Below are 12,720 nucleotides of genomic sequence, written 5' to 3' on the forward strand. Positions count from 1 at the left end.
CGTCCTGGGTGGAGTCGTCCGCCCCCCCGACCCACGCCGGACTCAACCAGCGGCTCGGCACCCCCCGGCGCGCCGCCGCCGCGGGGGGGGCCCGGCGCGCCCCCCCCCCCGCCCCCCCCAACCCCCCCCCCCCCACTACTGGTCAGCCGGCGGGCCAGCGCAGCGCGTGTAACTGACTGTCTCCCGCGGTGTGCCCGATACCGGCGATCGTGCCGTCGGTGGTGATCCCTTCGGCGTTGGTGTCCCCGCCGTCGGGCAGCGCGCCGAGATCGGTCACGGTGCCGTCGAGGTTCCAGCGCACCGCGTGCGACGGCGCGCCCGTCGAGTTGGAGAACCCGACGACCACACCAGCGCTGTTGATGCCCCCGGCGCCGCTGTTGTCCCCGCCCGGCAAGGTGGGCAGCGTCGTGACCGTGCCGTCGGTATTCCAGCGCGTCGCGTGGTTCTTCCTGGCCGCCGTCTGCGACGTCCCGGCAATGGTCCCGCCGCCGTTGATCGCCAGTGCCCAGCTGACGGCAGCCCCAGGCGCGGTGCCGAGGTCGGTGACCGTGCCGTCGGTGTTCCAGCGGATGGCGTGCCAGCGCTTGTAGTCGCTGTCCATGGCTTCTCCGACGATCGTGCCGTCGTCGTTGATCGCGTGGGCCTCGCTGACTTCGTAGCCTTCGGGCACCCCCAGGTCGGTGCTCGTCCCGTCGGCGTTCCACCGCACCGCGTGCTTGATCGAGCTGAAGCTCAGGTAGGCGTAGCCGACGGCGACCCCGGAGTTGTTCACGCCGTTGGCGCCGCTGTAGGTGCTTCCGGGCAGGGTGCCGAGGTCGACGGCGGTGCCGTCCGGCGTCCACCGCACCGCGTGCACGCCCACGTTTCCCGCGTCCGCCTGGCCGACGACGACTCCCGAGTCGTTGATGGCACGCGCGCTGCTGGAGGTGCCGCTGCCCAGCGCGGGCAACGCGACGGCAGTGCCGTCGGCGTTCCACCGCACCGCCCGCGTCGGCCCGGTTCGCGTGGAGGACCAGCCGACGACCACACCGCTGTCGTTGATACCCGTGGCCGTGGCCTGATATCCGCCCGGCAGCGGCGCGAGCTCGACGGCCGAAGCAGGGGCCGCCGACGCCGGTACCGCCAGTCCGATGGTCAGCGCGACCGCGATTCCGGGCATGACGAATCTTCGTTTGTGCACAGTGGACTCTCCCCAGTGGAAGGATCTCGACGTGCGCAGACTAGCGGCGAAACGCCGGTCGAAACCAGATCCGGACCGGGCTAGGATTCCGCTCCTGATCGCTCTCACCCGAAAACAGGAGCACGACATGATCGACGTGACGATCAAGGTCCCGGAAGACCGGATCGCGGACTTCTACACGATGTATGGGAGCTGGCTGGCGCGGCAGCAGGCACAGGCAGACGAGGAGGACACGCTCCTGCAGGAGTGGCAGCCCACCGACCTGGAACTGGCCAGAACACTGTGGAGAAGCTTCACCGGCAGAGCGAGAGATCTCTTCTCGATCCTGATGGACAGCCCCGGCCGGAAATTCAGCGGGGACGAACTGGCCGAGTCGCTCGACGCTCCGCACGGCAGGCGCAGCATTGCCGGACTACTCGGCGCGCCCGGCAAGCACTGCCTGTCCGCCGGGCGCGAATGGCTGTGGCACTGGGACTATCCGGAAGGCGAGACCGCACGCTACTGGATGACCGACGAACTCGCCGCGCTGTTCCGCAAGGCCAAGGACTCCGTCTCCTGACAACGCCCCGCGTCGGCTCGAACCGCTGTGGAACTCGGCCGGTTCCACAGCGGCTATCCGATCCGGAACCGCTCCCGGTACTCGCCCGGCGTCGTGTTCAGTGTTCGCCGGAAAGACCGCGTCATCGTCGAGACAGTACCGAAACCACAGGTGCCGGCAATGCGCGACAAGGTCTCGTCGGTCGTCTCCAGCCTGTGCCGAGCCGCCTCGACGCGGGCGTGCTCGACATAGGCGGCGGGAGTCATCCCCAGCTCGGCCTTGAACACCCGCGTAATCTGCCGATCCGTGACGTGCGCATGCGCCGCGAGGTCGGCGACCGTCAGCGGCTCCGCGAGGTGGGCGGCGATGTGGTGACGTAGCCCGTCGACCCGCCGGGTCGCGGACACCGGCTCGAGCGACACGCTGAACTGACTCTGCCCGCCCGGCCGCCGCAGGAACATCACGAGCTGGCGCGCGACCCGGGAGGCCAGTTCCGGGCCGAAGTCGTCGGCCACCAACGCCAGGGCGAGGTCGAGGCAGGCACTCAGACCCGCCCCGGTCCACACCGTGCCGTCGTGGATGAAGATCGGGTCGGCGTCGACGGTGACCTCGGGGTGCTCCGCGGCGAGTTGCCGGGCGGTGGACCAGTGCGTGGTGGCGCGCTTGCCGTCGAGCAGCCCGGCCGCGGCGAGGATGTGCGCGCCAACGCAAACCGACGCCACACGGCGGGTGTGCCCGGCCAGCAGCCGCACCGTCTCGACCACGGCGGGGTCGCATCGGGCGACGATCTCCCGGCCCTCCCCGACCGTCACCGCCCCCGGCACGACCAGGGTGTCGATCGCCTTCCCGGACAACTCCCCGAAGGTCACGTCCGGCAGGACCCGCACTCCGGCGGAGGTGGTCACCGGGTCCAGCGTCTCGGCGGCGAGGACCACGCGGTAGCCCGTCGGACGCTCCATTTCCCGCTGGAGCAAGGAAAAAACCTCGGCGGGACCGGTCACGTCGAGGAGGTCGATCCGGTCGAACAGGACCACGGCGATGAGTCTCTCGGGGGCCTGCCGTTCCGATCTCTTCATCCCACTCCGCTCCGCCATGTCGGTTTCTGCGCTTTGCATGTCATTGCCGACATCCTCCCCCGAGTCTAGCGTCGGTTGTGCCTGGTCAAAGGGCGGGCAAAGAACGAACGAGAGGACATCCGAACATGGCGAGGACGACGCTGCGGGAGCTCAACGGGTTCGACCAGACCCCGGCGGCGCTGGCCGGCTCGACGCTGATCATGGTCGACTACCAGAACACCTACACCCGCGGCGTGATGGAACTGGAGGGATGGCGGCCCGCGCTGGCCGCGGCCAAGGACCTGCTCGCCAAGGCCCGCGCCGCCGGAGCGAAGGTGATCCACGTCGTCAACGACGGTGGGGAAGGCACGCCGTACGACGTGCGGGCCGAGATCGGCGGTATCCACCCGGACGTCGCCCCGGCCGAGGGCGAGCCGGTCGTCGTCAAGGGCGCGCCGAACGCCTTCGTGAACACCGACCTTGGCGAGCAGGTCGACGCCGCCGGGCACGAGAACGTGGTCATCGCCGGGTTCATGACCAATATGTGCGTCACGTTCACCGCCGAGGGCGCGTTCCTGCGCGGCAACCGCCCGACAGTCGTCGCCGACGCCTGCGCCACCCGGCCGTTGACGACGCCGGTCGCGGAAGTGAGCGCCGAGCAACTGCACCACAGCGCCTTGGCGACCATCGCCGACCTGTACGGCGTGGTCGTCCCCGGCGTCTCCGGTCTGCAGTAGTCAGAGAATCCGGCCCGAGATCCGGTCCTCATTCCGGGAGCCCCGGCAGGATCACCATCCCGCTGGGGCTTCCATCCGACTACCGACTAGACATTGAAGCGGAACTCGACCAGATTACCGTGCCATGCATTGCCGTCGGGCCCCAGGCATCAGACTGGGCTCCTCTTCGCGATTCCGATGTCCTATCCCCGAGCACCTGTGACCGTCAGCAAGGTGTCCCAGCTATTCGACTGGCTCAGATGCTCCTCGGTGGCGAACAGGTACTTCCATGTCCCGAACTGCCCAAGTTCGGTTACTTCCTTCGCCCATGCTTCGGCGGCCTCCTTCTTAGCGAGCACCGACTCGCTGGCCGCCTCCGCGTTGGATTTGCCCTCGACGAGCCAGCGCACGCCATCCTTGTCTATGGCGATGAAATCAGGGTAATAACGCGCCCCGCTGGCGAGCTGGATGTACGTACCGCTTCGCGATTCGAGCCGCAACCACCACTCAATCTTGGAACTATCGTCCATTAGATTGGCAAGCTTGACCTCAGTCGACAGCGCGTCGAAGTGCACGACGGGGAGAATGGAGCTACTCCAATCCGTGTAGCCCATGCCCTTGATGACTTTGCCGATAATCTGCATTTTCGGCATCGTCGGTACCGGCCACGACTGAGCCGGAGGCGGAACGATCACGGTCACGAGCTCGTACTCGGATGTCGCGAGCTTCTGCTTGAAGCTGGAGGCCACCAGATTCTCCAACTGTGACAGCGCGAGATCCGCCCGAGCTTCCTCCCAGGGCGTACTGTCCTCCGCGTCAACCTCGATCGCTGCGCCTTCGATCGCCGCGCCGAGGAACACTCGCACGATCTCCTGCGCAGCGTTGACCTCCTCCGTTGTGAGCTTCAACTGCGGCAGGTTAAGGATCCGTTCTTCGAGGTCCTCCCTGACTTTCGAAATCGGCCAACTACGTTGAGTCGCGACGCTGGACTTCTGATCCTGCGTGTGAATAGTTACCGTGCCGTCGAGCCCGCGCGAGGCACTGATCGCCTTACGCTTCAAGTCAACCTCTATCACATCCTTGAATCGCTTCCCCATGTTCACGACAGCGTCAGGGTTTACGAAGGAGAGACTATACGTGTCCGGCTTCTCCAACAGACGCTTGCTGGGGAACTTGATACTCGGCGCCCCCTCGGCAGGCTTCATGACCTGCCGGATTTGCTTCTTCTCGACCCCGGCTTCAGCAAGCCGGTGCTCCATATCCGCCAAGCCGATGAATGCTGCCTCAGACGTCTCCGTGCCGAAACCACCGTCCCTAACGGGCGCCCCGGCGGTGAAGACCAACATCCCTTGTGTCTCGACCTCCCTGTATCCCGGCAAGGGACTTGCGCCACCGGGCCGGGGAACCCCGACGCCAGCCTTCGCGGCCTTCTGAGGAAGGACATGTTCTAGTAGCGCTTCCTTCGAGGCCAGGAGCTTTCGGTACGAGTCGTGCGCAATGATGTCGACGGTGTCGACCATTGAGAACCCGACGCGCTCGCCGTAGGGGAGGCGGAGACCACGACCAAGGATCTGCTCGGTAAGGGTCTCGGAAGCGAGGGTGCGCAGCGCGACGATCACGCTGATGTTCTTGACATCCCACCCTTCCTTGAGCATGTTGACGGACACGACTGCCCGCACCGGGGAATCGGTGTCCTCAATGCCTGCCAGCGCTTCGAGCGCGTCCTCCTTGCTGCCCGAGGTGATCTGCAATACCGCTTCGGGGTCATCGATGAATCCGGGACCGGTCAGCATGGCGGCTACTTCGGTGGCCTCGGCGACGCTCTGGCACACAACAAAGAGGACGGGGTTGACCATAGGCAGCCTGTTGCTTTCAGCCCAGTCCCGAGTCGTCTCCTCCTTCACTCGGCGCAGCTGACAAGCATCGGCTAACTGGGTAGCGATGTCCGTGTGCCCGTCCTCCCGATAGACGATGACGGGGATCTTCACCAGCCCATCCGCGATGGCCTCGGCGAGTGAATACTGGAACACAACCCGGTCGGGCACCCTGCGATCCGCCTCGTCAGGGGTAGCCGTAAGACCCACAAGCGCGCGAGATTCAAGATCCCGGACCGCTTCGTGGAACTTTTTTGCCTCGCTGCGGTACACGTGGTGCTCATCTGCGATGATGACCAAATCTTCAGCCGTACGCAGATGGTCGTAGAGCGCGGTCCCGATGAACTCATCGGTCATGTGCGCAGTACGCGAGGTCTTGGCAGTCGGTTTCGTAAGCAACTGGACGTTGAAGATGAAGACCTTCAGCGCATCAGGATCATGCAGCGCGTCGCCAACTCGCCCTCCGGCATAGTTCTCAGGCGTGATAACGATGGGCTCGTAGTTCGCCCCAGGAACAAACTTCGGGTGACCGGGATTAAAGTTATTGACGGTCTTCCTCTGGATGGTTCGGCCCGGAGTGACGATCAGAATGTTGCGAACGCCCTGGTCTGCGAGATAGTCGATCAGAGCTCGGCAGATGTAGGTCTTTCCCACGCCAGTTGCCAGATCGCAAACGATTTCTCGCCCGTCCCCCGACTGAATCTCCTCAACGATCTTGGCCACGGCGCGACTGTTTGGGTCCCGCAGCTCCATGCGAGTAGCAAGGTCCTCGATCGTCGCCTGGTCGTACCTGATCCAGCTCAACGCAGTACACGTCCCTTCATGTCCAACAGGTCCTGAGGAGCCTTCTTGATACGCGAGCCGGGGCTAATGTTCTCCAGTAAGCTTGCTGCCTCACGCAAGTAACTCTTGGCAACGATGAGCACCCTCTCGTTCTCACTCAAGGCCTCAACAACAGACCGAACCGTGCTCTCGGATACAAGCCCGTCGACAACAGCGAGTCGCTGTCGCCCCTTTCGGCCGACAAACGGCCGCTCGGCACCCAGCTCCAACTCGAAGCCAGGGAGCTGCGCACAGGCAGTCTCGACGAAGGCGTCCCCGACCACCCAGGAGGCAAGGAGTAGCCGCTTACCTACGCATTCGTACATGCTGGGAGCAACTTCGAGATAGCGGAATCCTCCGCCTTTCTCCCACCCTGATGAGTCCGTAATTCCGCCGGAATCGTCTCCGTTGACAACCTTCTCAAGCCGGGGACGAACGAAACTCTCCACAGTATCCGCTTCACGCTCGACCGTTACCCATCTGCGCCCCAGCTTGTGCGCAGTGGCGACTGTGGTCCCTGAGCCGCCAAAGCAGTCCAGGACGATGTCCTCCGGGTCGCTCGCGATCGTGATAACCTGGCGCAGAAGTCGCTCAGGCTTCGGAGTAGCGAAAACATCACCCACCAGAGCGCGGACCTCCTCCTTGCCGTTTCGGACGAACCCCACCTCTTCTGGATGCCAGACCGAAGATGGGACACGCCCCTGTTTCACCTCGGTGAGGTATCGCTTCAAATACGGTCGGCTGTTTCCATCCGGCCCCCAGTAGATCCGACCTTCAGCGTCGAGGCGCTTCAACTCCTCCTCGGAGACACGCCAATAGCTTCCTGACGGAGGACCGGAGATCTTCCGACCACTAGGGGTTACAACAGGGTAGGTTCCCTTGGAGTAGTAATTCCGGGCTGCGAGGTCACCGCGCCGCCACGGTCCACGAGGATCGCTGTCGGGGTTGGTGTAGGCGGAGTCCATGGCCTCGGTGCGCGGAAGCTTGTTGAAGTTCAGCGCATCAATGTTCTTGGCAAACACCAAGATCGAGTCATGATCACCCGAGAGGTACTGCGCCGTGTTACGGGGATCGTTCCGGCGCTTCCAAACGATCGTTGAGATGAAATTCCTGCGGCCGAACACTTCATCCATGAGCACCTTGCAGTAGGCCATTTCCGCGTCATCGAGGTGCACCCAAACGCTTCCAGAGTCGGCCAGAAGTTCGCGAATGAGTAAAAGTCGATCGCGCATCATCGTCAGCCAAACGGAGTGCTCAAGCCCGTCGTCATAGTGCTCGAAAGCCTGCCCCGTATTGAAGGGCGGGTCGATGTATACGAGCTTCACCTTTCCCAGATACTTGTCCGAAAACTCAGGAAGTCTCGTGAGAGCCCGCAGCGCGTCCCCACTATCCCCCGCAATCAACAGATTGTCTTCGGCGCGCTTGAGATCGTCGTGCACCTCTCCCACCACCGCGACATCACGGAGGAGGCGTGTCTCGGACACCCGGAAGTCATCCCGGTCGACCCACTCATAGCCACCGTTCTGGGTGCTGATGAGCGACCTGTCCTTATTGATCCACGACAAGCTGAGACGCCCCGAAGTACCCATGTCTTTCCTCCAACCGTGGTGACCTTGGGAAGCGTACCGGGACCAGGCCGCACTGACGCCGAAGGCCGGTTCGCGGTTCGTCCGGCACAAACGCCTCAGTCACGGGACACCGCTCGCTGCCCCCTCTGGACTTGCGAGGGAACCGCCCCCTTGCCACAGAAGCGACCCCCTTAGCCACCCCGCTGATGGCGACGCACGGGCGGTCGTCATAGCCCTCGACGGTCGCCGTATCCGTAGCGACAGTCACTGTGGCCACCTGGGGCTAGGACGGTTGTCGTCCTCGCCCGCCACAGCGATGCTTGCAATGCGTGGTAACCAAGGCTGGGTTTGACCTGTGTCCAACCTGCCAGTTCGAGCGTGCCCTGTTGGCATCCCACGTCAGCAAAGAAGGGGTTCTGAGGGGTGCTTCCAGGTCAGCACAGGCACGGGTAAGAGGTTGATCCTGAAAGACCAAACCTATCTGACCTGCATGGTTGCAAGATCACCAATGTGGTGGTATGTCGCACTTCAGACGTTGAAGCGGAATTCGACGACGTCGCCGTCGGCCATGACGTAGTCCTTGCCCTCCATGCGGACCTTCCCGGCGGAGCGCGCGGCAGCCATGGCGCCGGCCTCGATCAGGTCCGCGTAGGAAACGACCTCGGCCTTGATGAAGCCACGCTCGAAGTCGGTGTGGATGACCCCGGCGGCCTGCGGCGCGGTCGCGCCCTGCGGGATCGTCCACGCGCGAGCCTCCTTCGGGCCCGCGGTGAGGTAAGTCTGCAGGCCGAGGGTGTGGAAGCCGGCGCGCGCCAGCGAGTACAGGCCCGGTTCGTTCTGGCCGACCGACTCCAGCAGCTCGCGGACGGACTCCTCGTCGTCCAGCTCCAGCAGCTCGGCCTCGACCTTCGCGTCGAGGAAGACGGCGTCGGCCGGGGCGACCAGCTTGGTCAGCTCCTCGCGGCGGGCCTCGTCGGTGAGCACGGCCTCGTCGGCGTTGAAGACGTAGAGGAACGGCTTCGTGGTGAGCAGGCTCAGCTCCCGCAGCGCCTCGAAGTCGACCTCCTTCTGCGCCTGGAACAGGGTCCGGCCGCCGTCGAGGATCTCCTTGGCCTTCTGCGCGTTGTCCAGCGCGGGCTTGTTCTCCTTCTTCGTCCGCGCTTCCTTCTCCAGCCGCGGCAGCGCCTTGTCCAGCGTCTGCAGATCGGCGAGGATCAGCTCGGTGTTGATCGTCTCGATGTCGCTCGACGGGTCGATCCGGCCGTCGACGTGTACCACGTCCGGGTCGTCGAAGACGCGGATGACCTGGCAGATCGCGTTCGCCTCGCGGATGTTCGCGAGGAACTTGTTCCCGAGCCCCGCGCCCTCGGACGCGCCCTTCACGATGCCCGCGATGTCCACAAAGGACACGACGGCGGGCACGATCTTCTCCGAGCCGAACACCTCGGCGAGCTTGTCCAGCCGCGGGTCGGGCAGCGGGACGACACCGACGTTGGGCTCGATCGTGGCGAACGGGTAGTTCGCGGCGAGCACGTCGTTGCGGGTCAGCGCGTTGAAGAGGGTGGACTTGCCGACGTTGGGCAGGCCGACGATACCGAGGGTAAGGCTCACGACCCCGCAGTGTACGTGGCGCCTCCTCCGCCGCTGTGCACCAGCACCCACTCGGCGACTTCGACATGGGAGCCGTACCAGACCCCGTCGTGACCTGCGATGTGTTCGACAAGTTCCCGCAGCGCCACCAACCGTGACCGGTGGCCGATTACGTGCGGGTGCATGGTGAGCTGGAACACCCCGCCCTCGGCGTAGGCGGCGTCGAACTCGTCACGCCAGATCTCGAGGACCTGCCGCGGCGCCATGGCGGGCCGCGTCGGGTCACGCGGGAAGAACGGCGCGTCGTCCCGGATCCATTCGACCGGGATCTCGACCAGCCCGGTCGGCTCGCCGTCGGCCAGCACCTCGTACGGCTCGTCGTCGGCCATCAGCGAGGAGTCGTAGCGCAGGCCCAGCTCCCGAATCACGTCGAGCGTGTCGGTGCTGAAGTCCCACGACGGCGTGCGGAGGCCGACCGGCCGGGTACCCGCCAGCCGCTCCAGCGTATCCGCGCTGCGCAACGTCAACTCGCGTTCGACGCCGGGCGGCAACGCGGTGTTGCGCTCGTGGATCCAGCCGTGCAACGCGACCTCGTGCCCGCCCTCGACGAACGCCGTGATGTCGCCGGGATGCAGGAGCGCCGACACCGCCGGGACGAAGAACGTGGCGGTGATGCCGTGCTCGGCCAGCAGTCGCAGCACCCTCGGCACACCGGCCCGGCTGCCGTACTCGCCCTGCGACAGCTGACAGGGGCTGAACTCCTTGTCCCGCAACGGAATTGTCTCGTGGTCGGAATCGAACGACAGGGCCACCGCGACCTTCGCCCCACCAGGCCAGTGCTCGGGCACCAAGCGCCTGCCCGCGCGCACCCGGCCCACCTGGCCGCGCCACTCCGGTTCGTCCCACTCCCATGGATGCCCGGCGATCGTCATGCCGCCACAGTATCCCCGCGCCCGCGAACGTCCTGTCGGATTTCCGCCAGTCACACGTCTGACCTGCTGGCATCATCGAAGTCATGACCCAGCAAACCGCCACCGCGCCGCTCTCGGCGGCCCCGGCGATCTGGCGCGACACCGAGCGCTGCTACCGGGTGGTGGCCGCCCGCGACTCCCGCTTCGACGGCCAGTTCATCATGGCCGTACGCACGACGGGCATCTACTGCCGTCCGTCGTGCCCGGCGCTGACGCCGAAGGCGAAGAACGTCAGCTTCTACCCGACGTCCGCGGCCGCGCAAGCGAACGGCTACCGCGCGTGCCGCCGGTGCCTGCCCGACGCCGTGCCCGGGTCGCCGGACTGGAACATCCGCGCCGACCTCGCCGCGCGGGCGATGCGGCTGATCTCGGACGGCACGGTCGAGCGCGAGGGTGTCCCCGGCCTGGCGCGACGGCTCGGCTACTCGGAACGGCAGCTCGGCCGGGTGCTCACCGCGGAACTCGGCGCCGGGCCGCTGGCGTTGGCCCGCGCCCACCGCGCACACTCGGCGCGGCTGCTCATCGAGATGTCCGAACTGCCCCTGACCGACGTCGCGTTCGCCGCCGGGTTCTCCAGCGTCCGGCAGTTCAACGAGACCATCCGCGAGGTGTTCGCGACGACGCCTTCGCAGCTTCGCGCCGCCAGCCTGCGTCGCGGCCGTCAGGACACCGAGGGGCTCAGTGGTGCCACGCGGCTGAGCCTGCGCCTGCCGTTCCGTCCCCCGTTCGACGCGGACGGCATCCTGCGATTCCTGGCCGATCGCGCGATTCCCGGTGTCGAGCACGTCGTGAGCGACGACAACGGCATCACCGGCTACGGCCGCACACTGCGGCTCGCACACGGGAGCGGCACGGTGTGGCTGAGCCCGCGACCGGATCACGTGCGCTGCGAACTGCACCTGACCGACCTGCGGGATCTGAGCAGCGCGGTCAGCCGCGTCCGCAGGCTGCTCGACCTGGACGCCGACCCCGAAGCGGTCACCCGGGTGCTGGGCGCCGACCCGGCACTGGCCCCGCTCGTGGCCGCGATACCCGGGATGCGGGTGCCGGGGGCGGTCGACGGAGACGAGCTGGTCATCCGCGCCCTGCTCGGGCAGCAGGTCTCGGTCGCCGCCGCGCGGACGGCGGCGGGCTCACTCGCGGACGCGCTCGGCGAGCCGGTGCCCGGCGGAGACGCCCCGCTGGAGCGGCTCTTCCCGACATCCGCCCGCATCGCCGCCGAGGGCGCGGACATCCTGCGCGGACCGAAGCGGCGTATCGAGGCGATCACCTCGGTGGCGGCCGCGCTCGCCGAAGGCGCCCTCGACGTTCACATCGGCCGCGACGCCGAGGAACTGCGCGACGAGTTGCTCGCCTGTCCCGGAATCGGACCGTGGACAGCCGACTACGTGCTCATGCGCGTACTCGGCGCGCCCGACGTCCTTCTGGCGGACGACCTGGCGCTGCGGCGCGGCGCGGAAGCGCTCGGCATCGACGCCGCCACGCTCGCTGAACGAGCCCGGGGCTGGCAACCGTGGTGTTCCTACGCCGGTATGTACTTGTGGCGAGCCGATCTCTGATTCGCCCCGACTGATTCACCTGATTCTGTTTCACCGCCAAGGAGAAGTTTCGTGAGTATCGCGTATTGGTCCACTGTGGACACCAAGGTCGGGCCGTTCAGCACGGTCGTGACCGGGGACGGGGCCGTCCTCGCCTCCGGCTGGACCGGCGACGTCGCCGAGCTGACGCCGCTGATCTCACCGTCGCTGGCTCCCGGCGAGCTGACCGAACGGCGCGACCTCGGACCGGTCACCACCGCGATCCGCCGCTACCACGCCGGGGAACTGGACGCCGTCGACGGCATCGAGGTCCGGCAGCGTTCGGGCGCCTTCCGCCAGCACGCCTGGGACGTGCTGCGGAAGGTGCCCGCCGGGCAACCGGTCAGCTACGCCGGCTACGCGGAACTGACCGGGAACCCGGCCGCGATCCGGGCAGCCGCTTCGGCCTGCGCGCGCAACGCGGCGGCGTTGTTCGTACCGTGCCACCGGGTCGTGAAGACCGGCGGAGCGATCGGCAACTTCCGCTGGGGCGTCGACACCAAGCGCTGGCTGCTCGACCACGAGGCCGCCTGACGACGAAGCGAGCTGGCTCGACCGGTTACTCGCCGCTCTTAAGCTCGTCTTCCATCGCCTCGAGTTCGTGCGCGACCGCGGCCTGCACCGGGGTGCTCTCCGGCCCCTGCCACACCACGGCCTGCGCGACGATCACCTGGTTGCCGTCGTGCGTGGCCGCCGGTGAGCCGTGGAGCGCGTATCCGGCGTCCAGCGCATCGCTGACCCTGCGGCAGAAGTGCGCGTCGTCAGGTCCCGTGAGCAGCCGGTATCGCGGCTCACCGTTCGGTGGCTGAGTCATGCCTCCATTTTGGCC

General features: G+C 66.3%; 11 protein-coding genes. 4 read left to right on the forward strand and 7 right to left on the reverse strand.

The window, feature by feature from the left end:
• Positions 1 to 142: 142 nt before the first annotated feature.
• Positions 143 to 1,159, reverse strand: a complete 1,017-nt coding sequence (locus tag ACFW0G_RS35465; RefSeq protein WP_378329854.1) for a DUF3466 family protein — start codon at positions 1,157 to 1,159, stop codon at positions 143 to 145.
• Between the two features lie 148 nt (positions 1,160 to 1,307).
• On the opposite strand from ACFW0G_RS35465, the gene ACFW0G_RS35470 reads away from it, so the two are divergent.
• Positions 1,308 to 1,739, forward strand: a complete 432-nt coding sequence (locus ACFW0G_RS35470; RefSeq protein WP_378329855.1) for a DUF6416 domain-containing protein — start codon at positions 1,308 to 1,310, stop codon at positions 1,737 to 1,739.
• Between the two features lie 53 nt (positions 1,740 to 1,792).
• On the opposite strand, the gene ACFW0G_RS35475 is transcribed toward ACFW0G_RS35470, so the two are convergent.
• Positions 1,793 to 2,794, reverse strand: a complete 1,002-nt coding sequence (locus tag ACFW0G_RS35475) for a GlxA family transcriptional regulator (RefSeq protein ID WP_378329856.1) — start codon at positions 2,792 to 2,794, stop codon at positions 1,793 to 1,795.
• Positions 2,795 to 2,919: 125 nt separating this feature from the next.
• Between ACFW0G_RS35475 and ACFW0G_RS35480 the strand changes: the two genes are divergently transcribed.
• Entirely contained in the window at positions 2,920 to 3,510 is a 591-nt protein-coding gene (locus ACFW0G_RS35480) for an isochorismatase family protein (RefSeq protein WP_378329857.1), read from the forward strand.
• 182 nt (positions 3,511 to 3,692) lie between these two features.
• Here ACFW0G_RS35480 and ACFW0G_RS35485 read toward each other — a convergent pair whose 3' ends face one another.
• The 4 genes from ACFW0G_RS35485 to ACFW0G_RS35500 all read right to left on the reverse strand — a co-directional run bounded on the left by ACFW0G_RS35485 (position 3,693) and on the right by ACFW0G_RS35500 (position 10,275).
• Positions 3,693 to 6,116 (reverse strand): DEAD/DEAH box helicase, encoded by a 2,424-nt coding sequence (locus tag ACFW0G_RS35485; RefSeq protein WP_378329858.1) that lies wholly within the window; start codon positions 6,114 to 6,116, stop codon positions 3,693 to 3,695.
• 47 nt (positions 6,117 to 6,163) lie between these two features.
• On the reverse strand, positions 6,164 to 7,774 hold the full coding sequence (locus ACFW0G_RS35490; protein ID WP_378329859.1) for a site-specific DNA-methyltransferase: 1,611 nt from the start codon (positions 7,772 to 7,774) through the stop codon (positions 6,164 to 6,166).
• Positions 7,775 to 8,281: 507 nt separating this feature from the next.
• Positions 8,282 to 9,364: a redox-regulated ATPase YchF gene (gene ychF / locus ACFW0G_RS35495; protein ID WP_378329860.1), complete on the reverse strand. Its 1,083-nt coding sequence runs from the start codon at positions 9,362 to 9,364 to the stop codon at positions 8,282 to 8,284.
• The gene (locus ACFW0G_RS35500; protein ID WP_378329861.1) at positions 9,361 to 10,275 is read right to left on the reverse strand and encodes a polysaccharide deacetylase; all 915 of its coding nucleotides are present in this window, start codon (positions 10,273 to 10,275) and stop codon (positions 9,361 to 9,363) included. The genes ychF and ACFW0G_RS35500 overlap by 4 nt, the downstream gene beginning before the upstream one ends.
• Before the next feature lie 83 nt (positions 10,276 to 10,358).
• On the opposite strand from ACFW0G_RS35500, the gene ACFW0G_RS35505 reads away from it, so the two are divergent.
• Both ACFW0G_RS35505 and ACFW0G_RS35510 read left to right on the forward strand, forming a co-directional pair.
• Entirely contained in the window at positions 10,359 to 11,873 is a 1,515-nt protein-coding gene (locus ACFW0G_RS35505; protein WP_378329862.1) for an AlkA N-terminal domain-containing protein, read from the forward strand.
• 51 nt (positions 11,874 to 11,924) lie between these two features.
• The gene (locus ACFW0G_RS35510; RefSeq protein ID WP_378329863.1) at positions 11,925 to 12,425 is read left to right on the forward strand and encodes a methylated-DNA--[protein]-cysteine S-methyltransferase; all 501 of its coding nucleotides are present in this window, start codon (positions 11,925 to 11,927) and stop codon (positions 12,423 to 12,425) included.
• Between the two features lie 25 nt (positions 12,426 to 12,450).
• Here the strand turns inward: ACFW0G_RS35510 and ACFW0G_RS35515 are convergent, their stop codons facing one another.
• Positions 12,451 to 12,705, reverse strand: coding sequence for a DUF1737 domain-containing protein (locus ACFW0G_RS35515; protein ID WP_378329864.1), 255 nt, complete (start codon positions 12,703 to 12,705; stop codon positions 12,451 to 12,453).
• Positions 12,706 to 12,720 lie beyond the last annotated feature (15 nt).

This window comes from Amycolatopsis sp. NPDC058986, from assembly GCF_042741125.1.
Classification (GTDB): Bacteria; Actinomycetota; Actinomycetes; order Mycobacteriales; family Pseudonocardiaceae; genus Amycolatopsis.

What these genes read in the sequence shown, in the direction of transcription:
- ACFW0G_RS35515 (WP_378329864.1), bottom strand. Translation starts at nt 12,705, where the DNA reads ATGACTCAGCCACCGAACGGTGAGCCGCGATACCGGCTGCTCACGGGA.
- ACFW0G_RS35490 (WP_378329859.1), bottom strand. Translation starts at nt 7,774, where the DNA reads ATGGGTACTTCGGGGCGTCTCAGCTTGTCGTGGATCAATAAGGACAGG.
- ACFW0G_RS35475 (WP_378329856.1), bottom strand. Translation starts at nt 2,794, where the DNA reads ATGAAGAGATCGGAACGGCAGGCCCCCGAGAGACTCATCGCCGTGGTC.
- ACFW0G_RS35505 (WP_378329862.1), top strand. Translation starts at nt 10,359, where the DNA reads ATGACCCAGCAAACCGCCACCGCGCCGCTCTCGGCGGCCCCGGCGATC.
- ACFW0G_RS35470 (WP_378329855.1), top strand. Translation starts at nt 1,308, where the DNA reads ATGATCGACGTGACGATCAAGGTCCCGGAAGACCGGATCGCGGACTTC.
- ACFW0G_RS35485 (WP_378329858.1), bottom strand. Translation starts at nt 6,116, where the DNA reads ATGGAGCTGCGGGACCCAAACAGTCGCGCCGTGGCCAAGATCGTTGAG.
- ACFW0G_RS35465 (WP_378329854.1), bottom strand. Translation starts at nt 1,159, where the DNA reads ATGCCCGGAATCGCGGTCGCGCTGACCATCGGACTGGCGGTACCGGCG.
- ACFW0G_RS35500 (WP_378329861.1), bottom strand. Translation starts at nt 10,275, where the DNA reads ATGACGATCGCCGGGCATCCATGGGAGTGGGACGAACCGGAGTGGCGC.
- ACFW0G_RS35480 (WP_378329857.1), top strand. Translation starts at nt 2,920, where the DNA reads ATGGCGAGGACGACGCTGCGGGAGCTCAACGGGTTCGACCAGACCCCG.